At 49.1% G+C, this 26,893-nt stretch carries 14 protein-coding genes and 1 pseudogene; 4 read left to right on the top strand and 11 right to left on the bottom strand.

Annotated features, from left to right (window positions below; all coding sequences use genetic code 11):
- Positions 1 to 661: 661 nt before the first annotated feature.
- The 11 genes and pseudogenes from DESTI_RS25675 to DESTI_RS25610 form a co-directional block, all read right to left on the bottom strand.
- A complete protein-coding gene (locus DESTI_RS25675; protein ID WP_014812879.1) occupies positions 662 to 1,558 on the bottom strand; it encodes an ankyrin repeat domain-containing protein in 897 nt (298 codons plus the stop codon).
- A 292-nt stretch (positions 1,559 to 1,850) separates the two neighbouring features.
- Positions 1,851 to 3,116, bottom strand: coding sequence for a serpin family protein (locus DESTI_RS25670; RefSeq protein ID WP_157212279.1), 1,266 nt, complete (start codon positions 3,114 to 3,116; stop codon positions 1,851 to 1,853).
- Between the two features lie 391 nt (positions 3,117 to 3,507).
- The gene (locus tag DESTI_RS25665; RefSeq protein WP_014812877.1) at positions 3,508 to 4,062 is read right to left on the bottom strand and encodes a hypothetical protein; all 555 of its coding nucleotides are present in this window, start codon (positions 4,060 to 4,062) and stop codon (positions 3,508 to 3,510) included.
- Positions 4,063 to 4,139: 77 nt separating this feature from the next.
- Positions 4,140 to 5,432, bottom strand: coding sequence for an ankyrin repeat domain-containing protein (locus DESTI_RS25660; RefSeq protein WP_014812876.1), 1,293 nt, complete (start codon positions 5,430 to 5,432; stop codon positions 4,140 to 4,142).
- A gap of 156 nt (positions 5,433 to 5,588) precedes the next feature.
- Entirely contained in the window at positions 5,589 to 6,884 is a 1,296-nt protein-coding gene (locus DESTI_RS25655) for a hypothetical protein (protein WP_014812875.1), read from the bottom strand.
- A gap of 736 nt (positions 6,885 to 7,620) precedes the next feature.
- Complete coding sequence (locus tag DESTI_RS25640; protein WP_014812873.1) at positions 7,621 to 9,048, bottom strand: ankyrin repeat domain-containing protein; 1,428 nt, start codon at positions 9,046 to 9,048, stop codon at positions 7,621 to 7,623.
- Positions 9,049 to 9,063: 15 nt separating this feature from the next.
- Entirely contained in the window at positions 9,064 to 18,447 is a 9,384-nt protein-coding gene (locus tag DESTI_RS31495; RefSeq protein WP_237671509.1) for a tandem-95 repeat protein, read from the bottom strand.
- A complete protein-coding gene (locus tag DESTI_RS25630; protein WP_014812871.1) occupies positions 18,329 to 19,597 on the bottom strand; it encodes an FG-GAP repeat protein in 1,269 nt (422 codons plus the stop codon). Before DESTI_RS25630 ends, DESTI_RS31495 begins: the two co-directional genes overlap by 119 nt.
- Before the next feature lie 468 nt (positions 19,598 to 20,065).
- Positions 20,066 to 21,443: pseudogene (gene tnpC, locus DESTI_RS30345) on the bottom strand (IS66 family transposase).
- 511 nt (positions 21,444 to 21,954) lie between these two features.
- Complete coding sequence (locus DESTI_RS25615; RefSeq protein ID WP_014812870.1) at positions 21,955 to 22,167, bottom strand: hypothetical protein; 213 nt, start codon at positions 22,165 to 22,167, stop codon at positions 21,955 to 21,957.
- Between the two features lie 114 nt (positions 22,168 to 22,281).
- A complete protein-coding gene (locus tag DESTI_RS25610; protein ID WP_014812869.1) occupies positions 22,282 to 23,640 on the bottom strand; it encodes an acetyl-CoA decarbonylase/synthase complex subunit delta in 1,359 nt (452 codons plus the stop codon).
- Between the two features lie 388 nt (positions 23,641 to 24,028).
- Between DESTI_RS25610 and DESTI_RS25605 the strand changes: the two genes are divergently transcribed.
- The 4 genes from DESTI_RS25605 to DESTI_RS25590 all read left to right on the top strand — a co-directional run bounded on the left by DESTI_RS25605 (position 24,029) and on the right by DESTI_RS25590 (position 26,759).
- Positions 24,029 to 24,628, top strand: a complete 600-nt coding sequence (locus DESTI_RS25605) for a hypothetical protein (protein ID WP_014812868.1) — start codon at positions 24,029 to 24,031, stop codon at positions 24,626 to 24,628.
- Between the two features lie 77 nt (positions 24,629 to 24,705).
- On the top strand, positions 24,706 to 24,933 hold the full coding sequence (locus tag DESTI_RS25600; RefSeq protein WP_157212278.1) for a hypothetical protein: 228 nt from the start codon (positions 24,706 to 24,708) through the stop codon (positions 24,931 to 24,933).
- 201 nt (positions 24,934 to 25,134) lie between these two features.
- Entirely contained in the window at positions 25,135 to 26,385 is a 1,251-nt protein-coding gene (locus tag DESTI_RS25595; RefSeq protein ID WP_014812866.1) for a [FeFe] hydrogenase, group A, read from the top strand.
- A 20-nt stretch (positions 26,386 to 26,405) separates the two neighbouring features.
- A complete protein-coding gene (locus tag DESTI_RS25590; protein WP_014812865.1) occupies positions 26,406 to 26,759 on the top strand; it encodes an iron hydrogenase small subunit in 354 nt (117 codons plus the stop codon).
- The last annotated feature ends 134 nt before the right edge of the window (positions 26,760 to 26,893 follow it).

Raw genomic sequence — 26,893 nt, 5'->3', positions numbered from 1 at the left:
GCTTCAGGGAAGTTTTTGGGAAGTCGTTTAATTCTAGCTCTGACGCCGTTTCGCCAAATCACTCCACTGTTACACTTTCATTCCGAGTCATCAGAGATCAGGCTTGCCTCAAACAAATCATCATCTCAGATTTCAGATCAAAAGCATCAAATGACACTTTTGAAAATACCCCGAGAATTCAGCCAGAGTTGACAGAAATGGGGCTCAATCAAAACCGCAACATTACGGCAATGAAAAGAGCCGTCTATGTCTGCTCACAATCAGGAATTGTCGCGTTGTGGCCTCGAAAATTTCCTAATGAGTTCAGATTTGAATGAGGTGCTTAGGGTGGCTTATTGAAAGAATTCGGATCGGATCTGTTCTACAGTTTCCCGCCATTGATTCTCTGAGTATCAGAGGCATTTCAGTGTTTCCGCCGATCCGAAACACACTCTTTTCCCGATGCATCTGCCGATGATCAACCGAAAGAGCGCGCGCTGAAACAAGCATGGTCTGGAAGAAACTACCATGCAAGACTTCCTAGAAAACAAACATTTGGATAATGAAAAGGAGCTGGACAGATTACGACCTGACAACCTCGTTGCTGTCCGGTAACTCTTCGCTGTCAGATGAAGTCCGATCCATTAACAGTTATGCAAAAAAACTGATCCGTTGCTGGGCGCTATTCCCGAGCTCCATGAGCTTTCAGAAGATCTGCTACCGCAGTATCGCCATTTTTCAGTGCGTACGCCAGGGCCGTTATGCCATCCTGATCTCTTGAGTTTAGCTCTGCGTGAGCATCCAAGAACAGCTTAACGATTGCGATAAGTTGGATATGATTTCCGCTTTTCAGTGCCAACATTAGTGGGGTAAGACGTTGCCGATCTTTCACATTGGGGTCCGCTCCATGCGCAAGCAGTAATTTCATCATTTCGAAATCACCTTTGCCGGCCGCACTGAGCAGAGGGGACGATCTCGTTGCGTCCTTTACGTTAACGTCTGCTCCCATTTCTAAGAGCCCCTTCACGAGTAGGACATCTCCGCTTAAAATTAACAAATGCAAAGGACTTCTACCCTTTTTGTCTTTAGCATTAATGTCGGCACCGTTCTCTAACAAGCGTTTTATAATATAATCGTCCCACGGACGCATCGCCCAATGCAAGGGAGTGGTTCCTTGCGCATCTTTGGCATTGACATCGGCCCCGGATTGTAGGAGCACTTTTACCATGTGCGAATTGCCGTGGCCTGCTGCGAAGTGTAAGGCGGTTCTTCCCGACGCGTCTTTGGCATTGACGTCGGCTCCCGCTTCGAGAAGAGCTTGGACGAGTTCTGTGCGCCTACTGAGAGCAGCCAAGTGAGTGATATTTTGACCTTTGTCGTTTCTAATATCGACAAAGGCTACTACCGCAAGAACACATCTCACTACTGTCTCGGGAGCGCGAAGGACAATCTTTGCCACAGATCTGTTGAAATCTGGAATAAGCCATCCGTTGAAGCCTGGTGTCAGACCCACAACTAGCGCCACAGCAACTGATATTAACACAATTCTGATGATTCGCTTGCCCATTGTCATCGGCATGACGGTGCCCACTTAGGGCGATTTTTGCAAAGGTTTCCCATCATATCCAACACCGTCATAGTAATCCACAACGAACTCGTTCATCCCATGCCGGCCGCTGACAGCATATCTGGTGTCGAAAAACTGCAATTGGCCATTCTGACGAGTTCACGAATGGCCGTCAAACACGTCCACGACTCCAGTTCCACCTACCTATCCGCATCTGCAGCATGGGATTTCTATCCATGTGGCGCGTGTGTCCATGCTGTAAGAGCACTTTCCGCAACCGTATATGGAAAAGAGCCGCCAAGAATCAATTTGCCAAGGGATTGGTCACTCGCCCCATGAGGAGAATACAACCTGTGCGGTTGTGCCGTATGACGAACATGAAAGGATGGTCAGCACGAAAAATCTTGCGTTCGGGTTTCGGTGCCGACGCACTTATGCTCAGTGCCGTTGCAGCAGCGGCTTCAGTACCTCTCTCGTTCAAGTCAATCCGTGTTTCATGAAGCATACTGGTAATGAAGAGACTTATGCTCGGCGACTCAGGTCTTTTCTTTTCAAGCATGCCGGAGAAGTCTGCTCCGGGACCAAACGATATATTCATACCCATTTCTTTGAGCGTAGGTAGAAGCCCATATCGGGATTTAAAGCCAAATTTAGGGAAAGACACATCCACGTCGGGCAACTGAGAAAACTTGCTAATCCATAGTCCCAGGGTCTCCGGTGTAAGCGATTTCTCCATTTCCTGGAGGCCGTCAGCCTTACGAGGGAGAAAGACCATCATGGACGTTTCCCAGCCTTGATAGGGTAGCTCAAGCCCTTGAAGGTCTTGCTCTTCCATATAACGGAACCTCTGGGACGAATGCATCATGCGAACCTTTATACGTGAGCCTCCGCTGCAGACGAAATCCTCGTCTTTAGTTCTTCCCGTTTCAAATGGCCAAAGCCACATGTTCTTGAAATAGAAAGCGTTTAGGATCGAGATCACGGTCTGCTCTCTACGCAATCGATCAGCCGATATGAGATCAGTGATTTTCCCTCGCGTCATCTCCTTAATCCAATCATTCATCTGTCCTGCCACTTGGGCTGGCGAACTTCGAAAATCGGCAGTCACAACCGTTGCGCGGTAGAAATCGGCGATGACTTTTTCAAAGGTCGGATGAATAATATGATCTGGAAATTCGTGTATCCAGACACCATTGGCGAGGGACAGAGCACCATGTTCCTCAGGAATCGAATGCCTTAGCTGATAGGTCAGGTCGGCGAGCATTACATGTAAAGGCGCTGCTACTTGGCCTATTGCGAGGAGTTTGCCGATCTCATCCTTGCTTTGACCCCGTGCACCCTCAAATGCCGTCGCGAGAGATAAGAATATGCTCAAGGGCGAAAATATGAGGTTCTCGTCTCCGCGTATGAGCTTGGGGTACATTTTCAGGCCGAATTGATTGACTGATTTTGCTAACCATTTACAGTCCTCGAGAGCATTCATAGTTTCCCGTTTTATTTCGTCCGTTTTGAACGCTATCCGGCTGACATTAGCAATCGGACTGAATACTGACTGCTTAGAATCTGACATATGATGCCCAGTGCTTTCTGAATCTGACTGAGTCATCTCCTTCGGTGGATTCATGCAGTGACAAACGCTTGGCTCAGCAAGAAAAAATGCAAGTGCTACACAGATAAGTGCGTAGATTTCAGACAGTTTTGCTTTCAATTCCATATTCAATTCCTTTGCCCTCTAAATCGGAGAGAATCGGAGAAAATCCCGTAAGCCTAGCATGCGATCTTAACCGATAATCATTATGGGGTAGGCCTGACAATGCGTTTTGAAAAGCCCACTCGTGCGATTTGTCCCATTCCGCTCTACACTCCTCTTAACTTTCAACGTTAACAATTACGCACGGTGTACTCGGAATTGGACGGAATTGGAGGCGGAATTAACCCGTGACCGAATCGCAAAAACAGCGTCATTGCCACCACGTAGTCGAGACAAAGAAATTCGTCTGGTTCAGAACGAAATATCCAATCACAAAACTTGCCATATTGGCTATCGCCACTGCACAGAAGATGCGACCGTTGTGAACCTGCCTCTCCAAAAAGCCACGATGAAACAATCTCCACAGCTGCCACTTCAGCAGGTAGAATTCTGCAACACAGACCAACAGTTCCAATAACAAAAGAGGTACATCAATGCCACCTCCCAGCAACGGTCCTCCGGTTTCATAGTTCCACCAACACCATAATGCTTCCGCTGTTGGGAATGTGATCAGGTTCACTAATGCAACTGCGGCTAACACTCGCCACCAAAGACGCCATGGAGTCCAGAAGACCACACAGACTATACCAGATTCGATGAAGACTATTAACAAAATACCAATTAGCATTATGATCCCAAGTGGCAACAGGATCGCATCCCAGGACCGCGGAGCAATGATCGGATTCGCAAAACATACTCGCGCAAATCCCCCAACCAACAGAAAAGAAATTGAGAGCACTACCGACACTCTTCGCAATTGACACATCTAGCATCCCCTCTGCTGCGCTTGAACATGCCCTTTTCAAGCACGGAACCAAGTCCTTTCAGGCCTGATAAGCTGTGTCATTTCTTTTCGCTTGAATCGCTATTAGAATAGCCTTTCAGTAGCTCTGCAACATCGTGCCGCTGGAATTTTAGAGCATAGAAAAGGGGCGTCTTGCCGTCAAAATCTGTTGCATTGGGGTCGGCTCCAGCATCTAAGAGAATTCTGACCACCGGTTCATGGCCCATGGCAGCCGCACTATGCAAAGGCGTGAATTCAGAGAGGAACGCTTTTTCATTGACATTTGCTCCTTCTGCCAAAAGAACTTTTACCACTTCAGCATCTCCACGATCCGCAGCACCACACAGACGTCCCATCTTGGTTATCTTTGGATCGTAATCTGCCATCCATTTCTTTATGAGTTCTTCTATTGGCTGGGCATGATCAAGTCCTTTCATGTCGGACAACGGTATCTGATCATCATTATCCGTAATTTGCATATTTGCCCCGGCATTCAAAAGGAGCTTTACCAAATCGCCACGATGTTTTTCAACTGCATAATGCAATGGAGTTTTGCCTGAAGAATCTTGAACATTTACATTCGCTCCGCCGTCTAAGAGCATCTTTATCGCTGTAAAATTGCCTGATTCGATCGCCAAATGCAGTGAAGATTTGTTTCCATCTGTAACATTTAAGTTCGCTCCAGCCTGCAGAAGTACTCTCACAGCTTCGACACGTCCATATTTTGCCGCAATCTGCAAAGCCGTGCGATCCGCACGATCTCGTATTTCGATATCTGCTCCGCCGTCGATCAGTTCCTTCATCACGTCAATGTAGCCCTCAAATAAGGCATATCGCAACGCGGTATTGCCAAATTTGTCTTCTTTGTTGGGATTAGCTCCCATCTTCAGAAGTATTTTTACTTCTTGCACACTACCCCTTTGGGAAGCCTCGTTTAGACGGGTGCGGCCATAGTTGTCTTCTGCGTGGATATCTGCTCCTGCCGCAATCAATTCCTTAAGTACTTTAAGGTCACCTTCGAATACAGCGTCATGCAGGGCGGTTCGGCCGGATTGATCTCTTGCATTAACATTTGCGCCCATTGTCAACAATGACTTCACTTCCTCCACATTGCCCTCTCGGGCGGCCTTCTGCAAAAGAGCACTGCCCCCTTGGGCTTTCGCATCTATATCAGCCCCGAGGGTAGTGAGAATCTCCGCGACTCGGGTCAGGCCATTGTGCACCGCAAACGTCAAGAGTTTTTCTTTTTCAAAGACCGCCATAGCGATAATATTAGGCACCAGGAAGATTGCAGTTACTATTGCGATCTTCTTTGCTCGTTTCCAATGAATCTTGGCTGTTTCACTGGTCATCTCAGGTCCCTCTTACGATGGTCGCAGGAGAAGTACATATCCAGCTCTTATTCAGTTCATTAGATTTTGGTGATCGATTAGTCGTTTGTCATTCTCCTAGCTTATTTTGCCGCAGCTTTAGATTGAACCACGTCTGGTACCGAACTCGCGAAAAAGTTAACTTTCAGTTATAAAGTCATATCTCTGGTTATACGATTCCCCTCGTGTAGATACCTTTCTCTCATTCAAATCTTTGAATTCCCCATCCCAGAGGGTTTGCAGACCATAGGTCGTACTCTGGTTTGGCTGCAGCTCCTCGGGCGTAAACATTTCTATATTCCATGGCTTCTGGTTACACGCAGTGTAATTCACTTGAAAGCCCTGTGGATTGACTCCGAATTCCAAACACAATTCTCCTACCGCGATTTCCTTGCCAGGCCACGCATCTTTAGATATGCTCATCATTTGTTTGTCCGAACTCGCAAACACGAACGTGTTACTCAGATGGGCTATAGTTGCTAACATACGCCTACCCATTAGAGATTGGTATTCAGGGCTGCCGGGGCTATCTAGTAAGGATGGATCGCAGGTCTCAGCATAAGGATAGAAACCGGCTGGCTGACATCCATAATGCTGGATTTGACCGCCATCTTTCATGATGTAATCCAAGTCGTGAAATAATTCGCCATAAGTCTTGAACATATCAAACGAGCTAAGGTGTTGAGAGGATGGATCATTAAAGAATGTATGGTGCCACAAACTGCTAGGTTTGAGGTGAGTCGAACCGATCCAAAATTCCCCACGATTATTATGATTAAGAATTACCAAATTCTCAATCTCCGTTTTATTATGACAATAATAAATAAGATTGAGATCATTAACGAGCCTCTCAAGCGAGTAACCCGTAGGCGAATAGCTAAACCAAATGACGTTTTCTCCCACTCTAGATTGGATTTCTCCTCCAGCTTTTTCACCCCACCAATAATCAGATGCCTGGCAGACCACGGTCAATGGGGCAAGTTGGTTCGCTGCACTGGCACTGTCTGCGGTGGTGTTTTGGGTATAAGTATCAGGATTATAATCTGGCGATGGATTAGCTATTGCCCAAGAGGTCAATAATTTCCCGCTCCATCCACCGAACACATAAGTTTCCCATCGAGTTATGACCGCGTCTGGAGGAGGGGGATTCTCCTGAGCCCCAGTGCCAGTCAGCGTGTTCAGCACGAACGGAGGTTGAGGATCGTCAGGATCTGGCGGAGGCTGTTCGGCTTCCCACCCATCAACCACTCTCAGTGGCTCCCCATCGTATCCAACCCCATCATAGTATTCCACAGCAAATTCGTTCATGCCGTGCCATCCGCTCATGGCGTATCTGGTGTCCAGAAACTGCAAAACGCCGCTCTGATGAGTCCATGAATGGCCGTCAAACACGTCCACTGTACCGATTCCACCTACAATTCGCATCTGAAGCATGGGGACCTCAGTCCACGTGGCGCATGTGTCTATGCTGTAGGACCATATGCCCCGTCCATAGAAATACCATATGCCCGTGGTATCACGATATACCTGATCGCTCGGCAATGTAACCCAATTATCACCGGTTCCCGTTGCTCTGATCCATGCACCGTCTCCATAGTTCTCAAGCCACAGCTCACTGCCGTGCAGATTCAAGATTCAGGGTACACCATACTGAATGAACTTCGATTCAGGGTGCACTATGCATAAGAGACTTCGCCTTTCCTGTTTGGCTCTGTTTCTTCTTCTACGAATTCGGATATCATGTCGACGTAAACTCGATAGTCCTCAACGCAGAAGAAGGTCTGCTGCCTGCGATTCCCTCTCTGAGTAATCAGGTGTGGGCAGCCCGGAACGACCACTCGTGCGATTTGTCCCATTGCCGCTCTACACTCCTCCTAACGGTCAACGCTGACAATTACGTATGGTGTACCCGGAATTGCCGGACGGAATTGCCCGGAATTGCCTCCGTATGGTGTACCCGGAATTGCCTGGAAGTGCCTCCGTATGGTGTACCCGGAATTGCCTGGAAGTGCGCGGAAGTGCGGAAGTGTCGTACCCGGAATTGTCCGGAATTGTTCCGGAAGTTTACCTTTACGAAATTGAATTGGCCAAATCCCATTGAGGAGAATCGTCGTGCGATTCGCTCACGTTATCTGTTGGCGTGGAACTTTGCCGTTCTTTGTCGACAAGCTCATTCTTCAGCTCCATGAGCTTTGAGGAGTTCGATCACTCTGGGATAATCAGTTTTGTCATAATCGCAATAGTCTTGATACCTATTATATCGGCTAGAGACTGACGATTCCGATCTCTTCGCCCAGGCCAAAGCCGTCATATCATTATTATCTCTGGCATTAACATCCGCTCCATGAGCGAGCAGTATACGAACGACTTCCGGGCTATGAACTGCTGAAGCAACATGCAACGCTGTGTGGCCTTCTTCGTCAGACGCATGAATATCGACTCCCTTGGAGAGAAGTAATTCAGCCACATCTGCTCGATTTCCAGCGCTTGCCCAATGAAGTGCAGTACCGCCAGCGGTATGGAAATTCTGTGCAAAATAACAGAGTGCACGCGTTGCCCGAAGTCTACGTTGAATTTCCAGTCGATACATACCCAATAGCCCGAAGAGCAGTTTCGGATCGTTGGATCTTGAATCTCCCGTAGAATTTGATAGTGCTACTAGATAGGGGTCTCTGTTCGCATCGAGTTCATTCTTGAGATTCCTGAATCCGATTTTGTCTCTTGCATTGACATCCACTCCATGTGATAGGAGTAGCTCGATTACCGACACCTTGCCATAGTAACTTGCGAGATGAAGCACTGTCGGAAGTAGCGACAAAGTAGCAGTATCCTCTTTCAATAGTGCTCTCGTCACTTGAGGACAGTGAATCACAGTAACTATCTGGAACGAAGGCTGACCATCCTTATAAGTGACGACAGACGCACCCTGAGAAAGGAGCAGAGTAATAATGTCTTCCATTTCGAAGCGGCAGGCATAATCCAGCGGTCTCTCGCCGATATTATCCGAAGCGTTGACGCAAGCCCCCTTGTTAATAAGGAATCGTACCAACTGTCCTACGACGTCTTGATCAGTTTGCTTCCAAGTACCCCAGATAGCCATATGTAAAGGTGTCGAACCGAGAGAGCTGACTTTAGCATTGACATTAGCGCCTGCGTTTATGAGAATTTCGGCCAGATCCATTCGACCACTCGCGCATGCCATATGCAAGGCGGTACCTTGTTTTCTCAGCGGTGTATTAAACAAGTAGCGGCTGTAAGATTCTCCTTTTGGTTCAGCGTCTATCTTCGCTCCCCTCAAAACGAGAAGAGCAGTTATGTCTTTATGTCCTTTAATTACGGCTACTTGCAATGCAGTATAGCCAGCATCGTTTCGTACGTCGATGTCAGCACCATTGTCAAGTACGTGCTCTACCACTGCCAAATCGCCTCGAGCAGTTGCCTCGAGCAATTTCTTATTTTGAGCTTCCCCAGCGAGAGAGGGTTCACAAGACAGCGAGACAACGATCATCATGCACACGAAAATGCCGAGCATCGTATCTGTGTTACCTGCGGTCCTGGATGACCCTTTTAACAGATGAAGTAGTTTCACACTAAGCATAGCACTCTCCACTGGTCATTTTTGCTTATAAACTCGCTCGATCCATTCAGCTGCATTCATCCACCCTCCTTCTGGTTGTGCCTGGGCAGTCTCACCTACGGTTGATATTACGGTTGCGAAATCCGGGAGGAAAGTGTTCGGGTTATTAATATCGAATTCCTGGAACGATTTGCCGGTGAAATAGTCTGTTAAACATGTTCTCATGTCGGCAGAATTCACCTGTATTCCGCCTGCTGTAACTCCGAATTCAAGGCATTGGTCTTTAGGACCCTTGACTGCTTTCGTGTGTTCGTCCGCTTCAATTATGCCTAAATCCGAACTCCCGAAAACCATTGCACCTGTCGCTTCTGCTATGCTAGTCAACAGAGCACGGCCTCCAAGGGACTCCATTGTCAGTGGATCTGATAGGTTTACTTGGCCCCCTAATGCTGGGTTAATGCCTGCTACATTGCACTCGTAAAACTGGATTTGGGCGGAGGGGTGCAATATCTCTCCAATATCTCTGAATAACTGCTCATAATGCTTGAAGTCCGACGTCAAAATTTTGGTGGCTCCCATTTTTACGTAGCCCACGTTAGCGTGTTGAGCAAACAAGAGATTCTCAATCGGCTGGTTCAAACTGGCACATGCTACCTGCATGTAGTAGAGCATCCGATCTGCCGTCATTTCTTTATCAAAAGAAAAGCATATGGCGTCGGTTGCCAAGCAATCTTCAAAATATTGAGCGATATTGGCTTGAACTAATGCTACATCCTCAGCTGTGTAATCAGGGGGGCAACTGCGTCGGTCCACAATATCATCCGTGCTGATGAAGGCTACACTCAGACAGGTGGCTGCGGTGGTTTGTGTTCCGATGTTATAACCGGCCGATGGATTTGGGACCTCCCAATTTGCCAACAACTTTCCACTCCATTGTCCGTAGGCCGATGTCTCCCATCCGGTGATCACAGCGTCCGGTGGGGGCGGATTATCTTGAACGCCCGTGAGAGTCAGTGTATTGAGCACGAACGGAGGTTGAGGATCGTCAGGATCTGGAGGAGGCTGTTCGGCTTCCCATCCATCCACCACACGCAGTGGCTCCCCATCGTATCCAACACCATCGTAGTATTCCACAGCAAATTCGTTCATGCCGTGCCATCCGCTCATGGCGTATCTAGTATCGAAGAACTGCAAAGCCCCATTCTGATGAGTCCACGAATGGCCGTCAAACACGTCCACTGTACCAGCTCCACCCGCTATCCGCATCTGGAGCATGGGGACTTCAGTCCACGTGGCGCATGTGTCGATGCTGTAGGACCATATTCCGCGTCCATAGGAATACCATATGCCCGTGGTATCACGATACACCTGATTGTTCGGCAATGTAACCCAGTTGTCACCGGTTTCCGTTGCTCTGATCCACGCTCCGTCCCCATAGTTCTCAAGCCACAGCTCGCTGCCGTCGCTATAGTAGATGTGGATCACGTTCCCTTCATTGAGGATTTTGAAATTAGCTCCTTCTGGTTGATATTCCTCCATGTAGGGGTCCCATGTACCCAGGTCATTGTTGTACACGAGCAGCTTGCCTGTTGCAGGATCTTCACGAAAATCCACAATGTAATGATCATCAGGGTTGTACGGCTGCCAGGTTCCAGCCTCCCTGATCTGAATGTCGGAGCCATAATTGTTGTACAGGAGGGTCTTATCCGAGTATTCTACCATTACGCTGGCACCGAAATTGGTTATCCAGGCACCGTACACCGTATCCCAGTATCTCTCACCAACAACATCCCAATGATCGAATCGATAATTGTAGACCTCCACCTGACCGTCAGCGTTCTGCCTATACTGAGCCATATATCCGTTTATCTCAAAGGAATAGGCGGGCGTTTGGCCGTCAGCTTCCACAATCGTATCCCATTCTTGTCCGGCTCCTGCTGGCACATCGGTTCCAGGCCCGACAAAGAGAGTATCATGACCGGTTCCTATCTCGCCACTTCCATCGCCGAACAATGTATCATCCCCTTCGCCGGCCATAAGCATGTCATGACCGGACCCTCCATTGCTCCGTGAATCCCCGTATATCGTATCGTTTCCCGATCCGCCATCGAGCCAATCCGAGCCACTGCCCAGGGCTAAATCGGAATCACCGATAAGGGTGTCATCTCCTTCGCTGCCCAGCACTATGTCATTTCCGGAGCCATCGGCTAGCACAGAGTTGCCATAGACAGTATCATTGTCGAAACCACCATCCAACCGGTCATTACCAGTGCCTACTCCTCCATATGAGTCCCCTATGAGGATATCCATACCTAAGCCGCCAACGAGCACATCGTTTCCGGACCCCTGAGCGACATAGGAATCGCCGATAAGAGTGTCATCTCCTTCATCACCCATCAAGACATCGTCTCCTGAACCCGGCCCTTCTTCAGAGTCACCGTACAAGATGTCATTTCCGCCGCCGCCATAGAGTGAATCACGCCCAAATCCGCTCCCAAAGCGAGAATCCCCGTAAAGAGTATCAGCTCCTTCACCTCCATCTATTTCGTCCGCGCCGGAACCATTCGCAAGCCGTGAATCACCATAAAAGAGGTCGTCTCCATCTCCACCATTCATAGTGTCATTACCGGTGCCCAGGGCAAACTCTGAATCGCCGTACATCACATCATTTCCGGCGCCACCATAGAATGTGTCGGAGCCTGAACCGCTGCTCTGGCGGGAATCACCGTACATGACGTCATCACCATCATCGCCCCAGATCTCGTCGCCACCCGAACCGGTTCCGTACTCGGAGTCTCCGAAGATGGTATCGTCACCCGCTTGGCCGTCGATGTTGTCGAAGCCGGAACCATTGCCGTATTTCGAGTCTCCATAGATAGTGTCATCTCCAGGGCCGCCCGCGATATTGTCACTCCCTGAGTTATCACCGTCTTCCGAATCGCCGTAAATGGTCTCATCACTTAACCCGCCGTAGATGAAGTCGTTTCCTCCATTGCCGTAGAGAGACTGGACGGTTCCTTCCACCACCACCTGATCCAGCATATCGTCCAGTAATTGAGGATACTGACTAACGTCTACCCGGTTCAGAGGAACCCAGCCGAAAATGTAATCGCTGTTGTTGCCGCCTCGAATCACATCTGCGCCGTCACCTCCCATAATGACGTAACGATTGTCCAAACCGGAGCAATCAATAACGTCATCACCCGACGATCCCACAATGATCTCGTTTCGACCGCCGCTGGGAGTATACGTATAGCCGCCGGTAGTCTCGCTCCGTAGGGTCCCATCCTCGTCAATAAAGACCACGTACCAATCCTCACCGTCGAAGTCCCATGCCACCTCTTCACTAGAGGTGCTGAGAACCGTCATCAGCGCAGTCTCGATTGGATCTACGTGGAACGTTGCCAAGGCTGTTTGGCTCCAGTCAGTTCCATCTTTCACAGAGTAGCTTACGGACAAGTCCCCCGTAAAATCCGCAGCAGGAGCAAACTTCAGCAGGCCGTTCGCAGTGGCGTCAGCCCAGCTTATCACTTGCCCCTGAGCGATTATCTCGCCGGCATCGATGATGTCATTGTTGTTCGTGTCATGAAAGAGCGTGCCACTGGAAGGAAGCGTATCGATCCTTATAGCTGTAGCAGTATCTCCTTGGGCATCCGTATAATTCCAGCCGTCAATGGCTACGACTGTTCCTTGTGTCAGAGTTTCAGTGAACGTTCCTGCTTGAGGGGGATCGTTGGCCTGGAGCACGGTCAACGTGACCTGTGCCTCAGGGCCGCTTTCGCATCTGTCAGTCATGCGATAGGTAAACGTCGTGCTTCCGGTCCAACCCGTATCAGGCATAAACTTTATTCGTTCCAGATTCCCATGGCACGATGGATAAATCTCCCATCCCGATGCGATGGCCTCGCATCGATCAACTCTGTTGTCGTTATCTCTGTCATAGAACAAAATGCCATTCTCAGGGAGTGAAGTGATCTCCAGAAAGGGCGTTGAATAGTAGCCGTTCGAATCCCAATCCCAACCATTAACAACCATCACTTGGTTTGGACCTGTAACGGTTTCACTGAAGGACATCGCCACCGGCCCGTCAGCATTATCGTCTACAACTGAAATCAGCACAAAGGCCAGAGTACCTTGATTCCATTTGTCATTGACTGAGTACATGAAGGCCGTATACCCGTTCCAGTTCGGGTCCGGAGCAAACTTCACCATTTGACTCGCTGATGCCTGCTCCCAGCTTATCTGCTGACCTCTTACGATTCTCTCACCGCAATCTACAACATTGTCTTGATCTATATCCAGGAAGAGGATTCCACTGCAAGGAATGCATGAGATCGTCACAGATACGGGGACATCTCCTTCTTTGTCTCTGAAATTCCAGTCATCCACGACCAGAACTGTATCTTCCGTCCCGGTTTCCTGGAAAAACAGGGAGGTAGGAGCGGAATTCTTTCCTGTGGAAATTTTGGCTTCAGCAGATGTTCCGTATGCCGTCCCGTCCGACACGGAGTAGGTAAGTGTCGTTACGATATCCGAGCTGCACCAGCATCCGCAGCCACCCGATGTATGAGAAGCAGCGAATTTCACCAATTTGTTCGTCACCGCATCGGCCCAGGATATTTCTTGACCTACAGCAATTGCTTCCCCGCAATCAACGCGGTTATCACCGTCTCTATCGAGAAAAAGCGTGCCCTTATGAGGAAGACTGAGGATCTTTATGGCCGTGGCACTGTCTCCGTCTACGTCTGTGTAGTTCCATTCATCTACAATGAAAACCGATTTTCCATTGCCGTACTCAATGAAGAATCCGGCGTCTGGAGGATCGTTTACCGGAATAATCGTGATTATCGCTTCAGCAGGGGGACTCCAATCCGATACATCTTTGACTGCATAACTTAATTCGGTCGATCCGTTCCAGTTAGCGCCGGGAATGAATTTCACCAGATGGTTCGTAGTGGCATCGTTCCAACCGATTTGCTGACCAGCCATGATCGTTTCACCGGGGTCAACCACGTTATCCTGATCTATATCCAAGAATAATGTGCCATTGTGCGGAAGGGTTTGGATCACTAGGGCTGTGGCTTGATCACCATCCACGTCCGAGAAATTCCAGCCGTCAATAGTGATGACTGTATCTTCATCGCCGGTTTCCGTGAAATCGCCAGCTTGTGGTGCATCATTGACAGGATTGACCGCTATCACGCAGTCAACTGGTGCGCTGTAGTCCGAAGCATCTCTAACCGAGTAGCTCAGTGAGGAGAATCCATTCCAATTCCCAGCAGGAAGGAATTTCACCAACTGATTTATCGTTGCGTCTGCCCAACTGATTTCCATGCCCAAAACGATCTGTTCACCGGGATCGATCACATTGTCTCCATCAGCATCCAGGAAGAGTGCACCGTTTTCCGGGAGTGCCCGGATCTGCAACAGTGTGGCAGGGTCACCTTCTATATCTGTATAATTCCATCCATCAACGACAATCGCTTGGTCTTCGTTGCCGGTTTCAGTAAATGTGCCAGCCTGAGGAGCATCATTCACCGGATTTATGAAAAACGTTGCTTCAGCAGACGATCCGTAACCAAATGCGTCTTTCACGGAATAGCTGAGTGAAGTCGATCCATACCAATTGACGTCAGGAGCAAATTTCACCATGTTCGAGATGGCATCTGACCAGGCTATCTCTTGGCCCTCAACGATCGCTTCTCCGGTGTCAACTGCGTCGTTGCAATTGCTGTCCAGGAAGAGTACTCCGTTCGTTGGAAGGGTGTTAATTCGCATATGAGTTGCTGTGTCACCGTCCGGGTCCGTATAGTTCCAACCATCGACAAGCAGCACTGAGTCTTCGTTACCTGTCTCGGAGAATATAGCTGCATCCGGCATTACGTTGACTTGCTGTCCTTCTCCGCAAATGTACGCTTCACCGAGGCCGAATATTTCTGCATCGTTGCTCGGCGATCCTATGATGAAATTCTGACCGTCCATCGCTACGGACCAACCGAAATTCTGTTTCCACCACCGGTCTTCAGCCGACAATATCTGGTCTTCTACCCAAGCACCGCCATCCAGGTGAAACGCGTACACCGAACACGAAGCACTCGAGCCACCGGCAGAAACAGCCCAGCATGGTGCTCCGACAAGAGCATATTCTCCATCTATTACCACGGAAGCGCCAAAAGTATCTCTTGATTCACCATCAGACGCTGTGAGTTTCTGCTCCTGAACCCAACTTGTTCCGTTCCAATGAAAAATATAAGCCGAGCCGGAACTGTAGCCGTTATCATCATCGTATGCTGCGCCAATTATTGCATATCCGTCATTATCAATAGATACCGAGATCCCGAAAAGAGCTTCTTCGCTACCATCTGCGGGAGTGATCTTCTGCTGCGGCGTCCACATGCCATTTTCCAAATGATAAATACAAGCTGCACCAGCATCGAGTCCGCATTGATCGTCTCCGGTTGTTCCGAAAATCATATACTCTCCATCAACTGAGACGCTGTCGAACCCAGTGTTACTCCATCCCACATCTATGACGTCGAATAGTTCCAAGATTTGGTGCTGAATCCAGGAAGTGCCATCCCACTGATATATGTGTCCGGATACTACAGCATAATTTCCATCAATAGCGACTGGACCGCTCAGTGCCTCATAGCCGGGATCCCCTTCATTGCCTTCGTCTGGTGGCGTTGGATCCCATGCGGTCAATTCCTGGAATTGTACCCAAGAATTACCATTCCATTTGTACATATACGTGTTGGACTCATACGCGACGATGGCGAATTCACCGTCTATAGAAATCGATGTGACATAATTGTATTCAGATTCGGGCTCAACTTCCGGAGGGGCTGACAACCTCTGGGGCTCATCCCATGAAATACCGTTCCAATGATATATATAAACTGCCTCCCTGGCCCCTACCATAGCAAAATTTCCGTCCAACGCTGTATATCGGCCATAACCACTAAGGTTGGTGGAAATGGCTTCAAGAGTTTCTGTCCATCCGTCAGGTTGTCTTAATCTATAAGGACCATCATCTTCCACTACAATCCGAGCAGTAGCTGTTTCAATGCTGAAAGCCGCAGGATTTGTAGACAGATTGACTCCCGTATCCCCATTGGATCCAGCGATCTGAGGGTCCCATGCGTGGAAAGTAATCCCATGCTCGACCGTACCACTCCAGTCGGCATTAGGGACGAAACGTATCCTCGCGTTAAGATCTTGAGTCGTCAACAGGGTGGCAGAGGTGTCGGAAAGAACTCCGAAAGCGCTCCATGAGGCACCATTGTCAGTCGTGTACTCCCACGTGCCAAAAGAATTGTCCACTGCGACAAGAGCAATACCTCTCTCCGTGTAATCATGTGTATCCGGATCGTAAAATCCCCCTGAAAAGTCTGATAAAATGATCGTCGCAATCATGTCACCACTGTTCCAGGTATAATTCTCCCTGATTGGTGACAATTCGAAACCCGTGGAGTCCCGAGGATAATAGATTATCGGCGGATCGTTCACTGGGGTGACTTCGAGGGTCACAACTGAGGGCTGACCGTAGATTCCTGACGAATCTTTTACTATGTACTCGAATGTACATGAACCATTCCAGTTCTCATAGGGAGCGAACTTCACCATCCGGTTCGTTGTAGCATCAGCCCATGCTATTACACGACCGGAATATATGTACTCTCCTGAATCGTACTCGTCATTGCCATTGACGTCCAGGAACAGTGTCCCTGCATACGGTTCAGAAATTATCTGTATAGCTGTTGATGTCCCACCGTCAGCATCGATATAGTTCCATCCATCAAGTACAAACACGGTGTCTTCGTTCCCGATTTCCGTGAACGCCCCCGCCTGCGGAAGTGAATTCACATAAATTATCACGCGTGCTGAATTACTGTAGGTAGTAGCATCCTTAACTGCATAATCAAGTGATACAGAGCCATACCAACCCGGGTCTGGCATGAATTTTATGAAGCCTTGCTTCGCGTTAGACCAACTGATCTCCTGTCCCGAAATGATGGTTTCTCCGGAATCGACAAGATTATCACGATCACTGTCCAAGAAGAGTGTGCCATGGCCTGGTAAGCTGTCAATCCTCAAGAATGGCGCAGTGTCCCCGTCCGCATCCGTGTAGTACCAATCATCAATTATCACCGGGATCACTCCGTTGCTGATCTCAGTAAATCCTTCTGCTTGAGGAATATCGGGGACAGGATTGATAGTAATCGTCCCTATCGCCGTAGGGCCATAGCCCGTGGCATCATTTACCGCGTATCTGACAATTGTTCCGCCATACCAATTCGCATACGGTGCAAATTTCACCATGCCGCTTGTTGCATCATTCCAGGTTATTTCCTGCCAATATTGAATAGCTTCACCGGAATCCACGACATTGTCATTGTCTGTGTCCAAGAAGAGTGTTCCCCCTGAAACGAGACTCTGGATTCTCAGCGCGAGAGCCGGATCTCCGTTCGCATCCGTGTAATTCCAGCCGTTGATGATGGTCACAGTGTCTTCATTACCTATTTCGGTAAAAGCTCCGGCACGCGGAGCTTCGGGTGCACTCACGGTGACAGTGACCAGAGCTGCTTGTCCATAATCAGTTGTATCTTTTACCTCGTACCAAAGAGACAAAGAGCCGTTCCAACCATACGTGGGTTGAAATTTTATCAGGCCGCCACTCGCGTCGTTCCATGCTATTTCACGACCTTGAAAGATCTCTTCACCAGGATCGACGGAGTTATTGCCATTGAAATCGACAAAGAAGGTGCCTCCTCCCGTGCCGAATCCAGCTATTCGTATGAGTGTCGCAGCGTCTCCTTCAGCGTCCGTGTAATCCCAGCCATCAATGACTATCGGAATACCCTCAGTGCTGGTTTCTGTGAAACTCATGGCTATGGGAGCATCATTCACCGGATCGATATTAATAATGACATTAGCTGCAGCGCCCCACTCAGCACCGGCTTTTACTACGTATGTCAGCGAAGTTGAGCCGGACCATTCGGAATTAGGAAGGACCTTTAGCCTATTGTTACTGGTTGCGTCAGCCCAACCGATCTCCTGGCCTACTGCAATTGCTTCACCGGCATCCAGGATGTTGTTATCGTTAAAGTCCAGGAACAGTGTCATATTGCTTGGAAGCTGAGTGAATTTCAGGCTAGTTGCATCATCCCCTTGAGGATCTCGGTACAACCAATAATTGACCGGAATGACGTAGTCTTCAGATGATAAGACAGTAAAACCAATCGCTTCGGGTTCAGTGAGACTGAACACATATGCGGAACCGGAATTCGAACCGTTGTCATCATCGTGACACGCTCCTACTACGATACGATGCCCATCCGTAAAAGCGCTGTACCCAAAACCAATCAGACTCTCCTGCCTCGGATCGCTGGAGCATTTCTTGTTCCACCCATGCTCCATTCTGCAGACGGAACAGGTACACATTTCCCGCATCCGTTCCCCAACTATCATCCTGATACGCACCTACTACAGCATACTCGCCGGACAAGGAGACTGAAATACCGAAGTGATCGTAATTACCGGCATACGAAGCAGTTATACGCTGCTCTTGAATCCAGACTCCATCTACTTTATGAAATATGTAAGCCGATCCGGCCTCAGGCCCAATAGTCTGAACCGACTCCTGGGCCAAAGCATCGTAAGCGGCTCCAACGATTGCATAATCCCCAAATATGGAAACTGAAGAACCGAAGCAATCCCCGAGAGAGCCATCAGACGCCACGAGCTTCTGCTCCAACGAGCACATCCCGGAGTCCAGCCGATAAAGGTACACTGCCCCTGCATTGGAATCGATCTGATCGTTGTAGGCAGCCCCTACAATTAAGTGATTTCCTTGTAAAGAGACGGAGGCTCCAAAAAGATCGCCTCTCCCACTGTCAGGAGCGATGAGCTTTTGCACCTCTACCCAGCTGCCATTTTCTAAATGAAAAAGATATGCTGATCCGGAGGCAAAGTCTTTGTCATCATCATATGCGGCTCCAATCACAGCATAATCCCCTGAAATGTCTCCAGAGCCACCGAATCGGTCCCATGAAGAGCCGTCTGAGGCGGTCAGTTTCTGCGTCTCGACCCAGGTACCGTTCTCCAGATGATAGACATACACTGCCCCGGAATTTGAGCCGTGATCATCGTCCTGTTCAGCACCGACCAAAGCGTAATCGCCTTCTATCGCTACCCAGCGCCCGAATAAATCTCCCTCTTCCCCATCCGAGGCTGTAATCTTCTGAGTCTCGCCCCAGAGGCCATCAGCGAAACGGTACAAGTAGGCGGACCCAGAGGACAGACCGTGGTCGTCGTCCTGAGGTGCTCCGACAATAAACCATTGACCGTCTGACGATACTGCACTACCGAATGTATCACCCCCCAGTCCGTCATCAGCAGTAAGGTTCTGCAAGAAAGACACTTCACCGTCCATGACAATGCGATCTTCAAGTGGTTCAAGGATTAGATCGTTAGAGTGGCGCAGTACTAGGTTTCTTACGCCCCACCAATTCTTGACTGACTCACGTGCGCTCAAGCTTGCCTTACGCATACGACTCAGAACTGACATTTTTATACCTCTTATAACCACGGGAGAAAAATATAAGCAAAGCACTTCATTGCGAACAATACGCTCACATTAACACTATTTAGCTAACTATTACCGGAGAAGATCACGAATGCGACTTACCGGGTACAAGTTGTCGAATCGTGAAAAGCCAACAAAGCTCAGAAGACACTTGTCTTACGCACATAACTATTCAGCTAACTCATGCACTGTTGAGCCAGTTGCAGTTAATTATTTAATCTCTGGAACCCTTTGAATTTCAGTCGGTAAAGGACAGCTTCCCCACATAAGATATAGAATCGGAGGAGCCTCTCAAATAACCCATTAAGCAAATTAGACTTTTATCTCTATTGCCGCTGGATTCTGATCTAATGAGAGTGAGCCTAAAATGCGAATATGAACATGTCAAGTAAAAAAATGTTCACTAGGTAAAGCTTCAGTTATTCGCGGGAGCAATTGTGATGGATATAGCTATTCTTGAGGGCCGTTTCTTTGAAAGAGGAGTTCATAGGGGTCCAGCTTAAGATTCGTTGCTAATTGATCGAGAGTTTTCTTCATCTGTTCTGCAGGGTCGTTACCTCGTTTCTTGAGGGTGGTGAGGACGGTTGTGAGAATACTGCGCGTCTTGGCTCCGTTATCAGAAATAGATCCATAGCTGACCTTCCTTGCCACAACAGAGGGTCTCAGATCTCTTTCGGCTAAATTGTTTTCTGCCGGAATCGTTCGGTCTCGAGCCCAGTGATAAAGCCTCTCTTCATTTTCACGGAAGATATCTTGAATCCGGCGAATACCCATATGGCGGGCCGGTCGCTCCATAGCGGCCTTAATTTCAGTCCGAAGCTTAGCCGCTCGACGATAGAATTGCTTATCCGTAATCGGTTGGCTGCGAAGTCCCTGAGCGAGTGCAAGTAAAGGAGCCACAACAGCCACAAAAGTTGAGACCTCTGCTTCTTCGGGAAACTCTTTTTCCAAATCCTGGACATCTCGCAGAAGGTGAGCGTAACAATATTGAATCTCACATGGAGCTTTCTTGTAGCCGCGGTAACGATCCACAACCAAAACGCCCGGTAGCCGATCTTTGCCGAGGACTGCATGAACTACTTGGGACGAGCGACTCTTGCCAAATTGGAAAATGCTCAAATCGGGAGTGGCGAAGAGCCAAACGTATCCGTTCTTGCCGTCAGTGCGCCAGCTCGTCTCATCTGCGTGCTTCACAGGAGCTTGTCGATATTCTTCAATGAGCTTTTGAGGAATTCTTTCAAAAAGTCGCCCCATTCGATGGTATACCTCCATCAGGCTTCCTTCGCTTACTCCGGTCTGTTCACAGATCCGTCCCATGGGAAGACCATAGAGGTAATACATCGTCATGGCATTGGCAATGAGTTGATTTCCGTAAAGACTCTTGGGAAGCACTCCGGGAGTCTGGGGGGTAAACGTGCGTTCACAACGAATAACAATACCTTTTGGGTAAGCGAAATACTATTCGTTCGGGTTTTTGAGAAGGCGTATACAGGACACTCCTCTCTTCCACCCCTTTCTTTTCAAGAATACCCCCGCATTCGGGACAGATATCTGGAGCCTCCACTTCTACCGCATAATCAAACTCGCACTCGTGGCTCTTGCGACCGGAACCTTTGTGTCCCTGCCGCGCACCTTTGGGCTTTTTCTCCTTCTGTTCACTGTTCCTCTTGATTGGTATTTTGGATGAGGGAGTGGAAGAGCCGAAGTATCCTTCTTGAGCCTTGCGCTCTTGATAGCGCAGTTTAGCCTCCAGGCTCTGGATCTTTTCTTTTAACTCGTCAATGCAACGCTGTTTTTCCAAACAAACCGGACAACCGTTTATGCTCATCCCATCATCACCTGAACAAGCGTTTCACCCACCAAGCCTATACCCCATCTCAAACCCGAACGCGAGAACCATTTAACCCCAAAAATAAAATTCTTCTCAAACTACCGCTCGAAACTGAAGCTTTACTTTCATGCTTTTCCTCCTGTTGTTGTCATGCCACGGATAAACTAACCTCCCATGGCTGCATGCCGCTTCATGCGGGGGGATGCAAATAAAATAGTATTATCATGGTAGTAGCTTTCGAGCTGAGCACTACGCGGCGGTCGTCTTATCATGTGTGCGCGTCTCATCGCTCTCCTGAGACCCTTTGAACGGCTCGTGTCATGAATGACGATCCGTCCGGCCAAACGTACCCGACCAGTATCACGTGCAACATAACTATGTTACTTTATTGACAATATGGGGCGCCTGCCTTAACTTAAAAGCCAAGGAGTATTGTGTAACGAACCCAAAAATAATCAAAAAGGAGTCCATACACATGGAAGGCAATCACGAACACGAGCATTTGCATTCACACGAGCACGAACACTCTCACACTCATGAGCACCGCCACGGAGATAGAGTGCATGCTCACGAGCATTGTCACACTCATGTCCACGAACACGGCCACGAACACAAGCATTCCCATGAGCATGACCGCGAGCAATCGTCTCATACTCACGAGCATACGGGAGACCATGGCGCTCATGATCACGTTCATGCAACTCACGAGGCGGAGGCGCATGAGCATTCCCACTGAAACGGGATGCGTCCAGGAATTCAACCGGCCGGAGGCGGCACGTCGAAAAGCTGACTCCGGCCTATCCGCCAGCAGAGAAAAGAGTCCATAGCCACTCGGTCACTTTGACAGGAGTCTTGCCAGCCCCAAAACGAGACCCTTGAAAGCCCTGAAAGCAGCCGACATTTCTTTCAGCGCCTCAATGTCCTCTTCTGAGAGCCCAAGGTCTTCTTCTGAATCAGATGCCGGTTTTGCCTTTCGAGTGCCTTTCTTACTGTGAATCACCAACGGTTCGTCCTGTTTCACAGCTTCCGGGGGCTGCTCCATCGATGCCGGTCCAGACGGCAAGAGCTGATCTTTGCCCGCCTCCTGCTCTCCTGTGGGTTCTTGTGCAAACGGTTTTGGTTGTTTTGATTGTGGTATTTCGGACACGGATGGTTTTGGAGTTGCAGCGGCTCTTTCTGTCGCTTTGCTTTCCAACGGAGGCGCCTCATGCGTAGTTACCAACGAGAGATCTACTCCCATGGAATCCAAGTCAGTCTTCACCATGATGTTATCTACGTAATTGCGGATGTGGCGCATAGTCTCGGGATGCCTCAATATGAGGAGATCCGAGCCGGCTTGAAGTGCACTCAAAGCGGTAATGGCCTCCAAATTTATTCCTCGAATGCCTGCATTCCCGAGCCTTGGGTCATCGTTTTCAGAGAGCTTGGCTTCCTTGGTTTTCCAGACTTCCTCAGCTATGTTGTTGATAATTGGGTACTGCAACTTGTCATCATTCTGGGTAAGGGCTGCTTGCCGTATCCGTTCCATGATGGAGTAACAGTATTCCATGCCATACCCTACGGATCCTGTCGTAGGGTCAATCAAGATTCGGTCGGTAGGTACCCCAAGATTTTCAAGAAGTATGTTCAACTGCTTGGCTAAATTGATGTCAATGGGGGAATTGGCAGCAACAATGTGTTTGTACGCAATTGCCGCAGCCCCCACCTGCTTGAAATTGCTCTCTGTCACGGGGCCCAGCACCAAGTTAAAACCAGCGCATGATTCTGCCACCGCTTTCAACACTGCCGTATTCTTCTCATCGCTGGAAACTCCCCAGACAATGAGGGGGACATTTATAGCCTCGGCAACCTGCCTTGCAATTTCGGCAGCATGTTCGGCCGGAAGATTTTTGCCGTTTGGATCGGTCCCGGCCAGCCAAAGACAAATCATATCCGCGCCGTATTCCACACATTTCTTGGCCCAAGCAACCGGATCGCCAAGAACGTCGACGTACGGTTCAAGAGCATCGGGAGCCCATTCCTCGGGCTGGATATCCACTACCTGAAGGGCAAGCTTCGGGGCGTGAGGCATCAAGCCTTCGAAACCATAAAAGTTGTACGCAGTCTCTCCTCCAACCGTCACTTCACAGCCCGGCTTTCCCATGCTAATTTCGCGAATTTTTCCCGAATATTTTACTTGCGGCAGAGCACCCATTTCCCAAACTCCTGTTCACCATGATTTTTTGAAGTTACAGATTCAATACCCCGGCAGGGGCAGCGTAGGAGAATGAACCGTCTTTAGTACCACCTTTAGGAATATCGTACTACCGCAAAACCTGCAAGCGTGTTCTCGTTTGCGGAATTTGGAAGTGTAAGAAAACAACCGGAAAAAACTCTTGCATAAAGTAGTACGAACTGGTAGAACGTGCTACGCGCGATCCAGAGCGGTTTTTAGGCGTTTGAGCCCGTCTCCGTTCTTGAGAAGGAGCAACGGGCAGAAATGAAACCGGTGATCCGGGTACTGCAGTTGGAAGCGAAGACGGAGGGGGGAGAGCGGATCACCCGAGCACTTTTCTGAGATTAGCAATCGCAAGGAGAAGCTCATGCAGCGAATTAGAGTGGGGCAACCTTTTCATCCCGGGGTCACCGGCTATGAGGAGGCGATTCATTACAATTACACCACTGGGGGCCACACCCTCATACTGTCGACAAAAAATCCAGACCTCTCACTGATCTATGACATTCGTAAAGGGCCGGCGACGTTAGCTCTGGGCCTTGACGAGGAGGTCCTGTTCTTTTTCGGAAGATTCGGCGATCAGTCCTGGCAAAAGGCTCATTACAACTGGTGGATAAACCCACCAATCATGCGCCCAGATCCAATGGATGACTTTCATAACCTGAAAGACGGGGTCTCTTTGAACGTGGGCCTGATCAATGCTTCAAACGGTCTGGTGGCAGCACTGCGATCAGTGAAGATTTCTGGGGATTTTTCACGCTGTTTGCTGGGAAGCGTCGAGCAACAGATTCGTCATCCATTCGACCCTATGCATTACCTGGAGGTAGTGGAGAAGTCACGGGGAAAGTACCTGGACGAGAGTAGCATATTAAATGACTCGATTTGTCTGTCTGTTATCGATGATTCTCTCAGAGGTAATCCTGTGTTTTCAGATTCGACTTGTCACTCGGAATTCAGGTTGCACTGAGAAGGGGTCTCAATCCGTACGCGAGGATCTCCGAAAGAGATGATCTCCCCAAATCCATTATGAAAGAGAGATTTTATATGCCAATCATCAAAAACTTGGATATTGAAACAGAACATGGCGAGCACTGCCACGAAGACGAATGTCACTCGCACACTCATTGTCACTCGCCGGAAGAATCGCATACCCACGAGCATGTGCATGAAGATGATTCCGGCAAAGCAGTTGGATGCGCTGGATCGTGTTACGTAACCAAAACAGAAAACAAGGATGAAAATGCTTTGAACGCCTGCAAACCCGATCCATAGGAAGTCATCGAGTTGACGAAACGTTGAGCGGATAAGCAGAAGATGCTTGTTGAGATAATGAGCAACTGAAAGTCTCGTGGTATCAATTCATTGCCGTGAGAAAGTTACTGCTGAGTCGTGTATCGAGGCACAACAGACCAGAAGGGGTGTTCGTTACCCGGGTTTACCTGTTCTTAAAACTAACCATGCAAGGAGGTTTTCATGCGAGAAATTGAGAAGGTGTGGACCGTGACAAATGCTCCTGGTCCCCAGGACGCAGATGCCACATACTTCGTCCAAGTGGACCAAGCCAAGTGTCAAAACTGCGATACCTGCTTGGAATATTGCGGCACGGGCGCAATACAAGGAGCAGGTGGAAAAGATGACGCCCCACACACAGTGGTCCATCCGGCCGCGTGCATGAATTGCGGCCAGTGTCTTTACCACTGTCCGTATCAGGCGATCTACGAGGGGGTCTCTTTTGTAGATGAAGTCATTGCAGCGCTGAAAGATCCCAAAAGAGTGGTCGTTGCTATGCCTGCGCCTGCAATCCGGTACGGCATAGCCGAGTGTTTCGGCGCCAAGCCTGGTACTTATGCTGGCGGCAAGATGTTCGCAGCGCTGAGACAACTGGGATTCCGTTACATATGGGACAATGAGTTCACTGCAGACCTTACGATTTTCGAAGAGGGTACGGAATTCGTCGGAAGACTCACCGGTCTGATCAAACAACCTTTGCCTCAATTCACTTCATGCTGTCCGGCATGGATTAAATTCATGGAGACTTATTATCCCGATCTGTTCCCTCATCTCTCAACCGCCAAGTCGCCAATAGGCATGCTGGGGCCGTTGGCCAAGACATACGGGGCGGAAAAGACGCATACTTCTCCAGCGAACATATACACCGTTTCTATCATGCCTTGCGTGGCCAAGAAGTACGAGGGACTGAGACCTGAACTGGCTGCCAGCAGCTACCGTGACATCGACGCCACCATTACCACAAGGGAACTGGCGTATATGATCAAGAAGGCGGGCATAGATTTTAACAGCCTCCCTGACCAGGAAGCGGACGCTGTGCTCGGGACCTCCACTGGAGCGGGAACCATATTTGCCGCATCCGGAGGCGTTATGGAGGCTGCCCTTCGGTACGCGTATGAGGTTGTGACCAAGAAGAAGCTCGACAAGGTCGATTTCACGGCAGTTCGGGGTGAGAAAAACTTCAAGGAAGCCACAATCAAGGTGGGCGACACTGACGTGAAAGTCGCTGTCATCTGGGGATTGGCCAACGCCAAGCCGGTGTGTGATGCAATCAGAGCCAAAAAGTCTCCCTACCATTTCATCGAAGTGATGACTTGTCCGGGAGGCTGTGTGAACGGAGGCGGACAACCTCTTCCTCCTGGAACTCTGCAGTCCAGCATCATGAAACACTTGAGAATGGTATTCAATCGATTCAACGGATTCAAGAGAGCGTAGGCAGAGGAGGACGCATAATCATGGAAAGATTCACAAGGCGTCGATTTGTGCAAATTACCGGTCTTGCTACGGGGCTTTTTGTATCAGGATTGGGATTCGCAAGATCAGCTTACTCGGAAGCCAAGGCTGCAGCGGAAAAAGTCCAATCCTATCTCACCGACAGACTTGGTTCGATCTACAAGCACGACAAAGAGATGAAGTTCCGCAAATCTCAGGACAATCCTAGTGTAAAACAACTTTACACTGAGTTTCTGGATCATCCCAATTCACATATGGCGCATCGATTATTGCATACTCATTACACAGACCGCTCGGCCAGAGTGAAAATCCTCAAGGAGCGTGGTGTGAAACTGGCACTGTACCCTGAAAACTGAATCTTCGTTAGCCTGCGGGGAGGATTCGATCTGAACCAGAGGGCCAGTTCTCACGAGAACTCTGCCGCTACCCTGCAGGACATGCCGTTACCATCTCTACAGAGCCTCCCGAGAACTTGCCATTCTGAGCCAGA

The sequence above is a fragment of the Desulfomonile tiedjei DSM 6799 genome, assembly GCF_000266945.1.
GTDB lineage: Bacteria > Desulfobacterota > Desulfomonilia > Desulfomonilales > Desulfomonilaceae > Desulfomonile > Desulfomonile tiedjei.
This window is presented reverse-complemented; position numbering and strand designations above follow the sequence as displayed.

Excerpts from the sequence above, each read along its gene's own strand:
- DESTI_RS25600 (WP_157212278.1), top strand. The coding sequence starts at position 24,706 with ATGCCAATCATCAAAAACTTGGATATTGAAACAGAACATGGCGAGCAC.
- DESTI_RS25675 (WP_014812879.1), bottom strand. The coding sequence starts at position 1,558 with ATGCCGATGACAATGGGCAAGCGAATCATCAGAATTGTGTTAATATCA.
- DESTI_RS25640 (WP_014812873.1), bottom strand. The coding sequence starts at position 9,048 with ATGCTTAGTGTGAAACTACTTCATCTGTTAAAAGGGTCATCCAGGACC.
- DESTI_RS25615 (WP_014812870.1), bottom strand. The coding sequence starts at position 22,167 with ATGCGCCTCCGCCTCGTGAGTTGCATGAACGTGATCATGAGCGCCATG.
- DESTI_RS25610 (WP_014812869.1), bottom strand. The coding sequence starts at position 23,640 with ATGGGTGCTCTGCCGCAAGTAAAATATTCGGGAAAAATTCGCGAAATT.
- DESTI_RS25595 (WP_014812866.1), top strand. The coding sequence starts at position 25,135 with ATGCGAGAAATTGAGAAGGTGTGGACCGTGACAAATGCTCCTGGTCCC.
- DESTI_RS25630 (WP_014812871.1), bottom strand. The coding sequence starts at position 19,597 with ATGTCAGTTCTGAGTCGTATGCGTAAGGCAAGCTTGAGCGCACGTGAG.
- DESTI_RS25670 (WP_157212279.1), bottom strand. The coding sequence starts at position 3,116 with ATGTCAGATTCTAAGCAGTCAGTATTCAGTCCGATTGCTAATGTCAGC.
- DESTI_RS25655 (WP_014812875.1), bottom strand. The coding sequence starts at position 6,884 with ATGCTTCAGATGCGAATTGTAGGTGGAATCGGTACAGTGGACGTGTTT.
- DESTI_RS25660 (WP_014812876.1), bottom strand. The coding sequence starts at position 5,432 with ATGACCAGTGAAACAGCCAAGATTCATTGGAAACGAGCAAAGAAGATC.
- DESTI_RS25590 (WP_014812865.1), top strand. The coding sequence starts at position 26,406 with ATGGAAAGATTCACAAGGCGTCGATTTGTGCAAATTACCGGTCTTGCT.
- DESTI_RS25665 (WP_014812877.1), bottom strand. The coding sequence starts at position 4,062 with ATGTGTCAATTGCGAAGAGTGTCGGTAGTGCTCTCAATTTCTTTTCTG.
- DESTI_RS25605 (WP_014812868.1), top strand. The coding sequence starts at position 24,029 with ATGCAGCGAATTAGAGTGGGGCAACCTTTTCATCCCGGGGTCACCGGC.
- DESTI_RS31495 (WP_237671509.1), bottom strand. The coding sequence starts at position 18,447 with ATGGAGCATGGGTGGAACAAGAAATGCTCCAGCGATCCGAGGCAGGAG.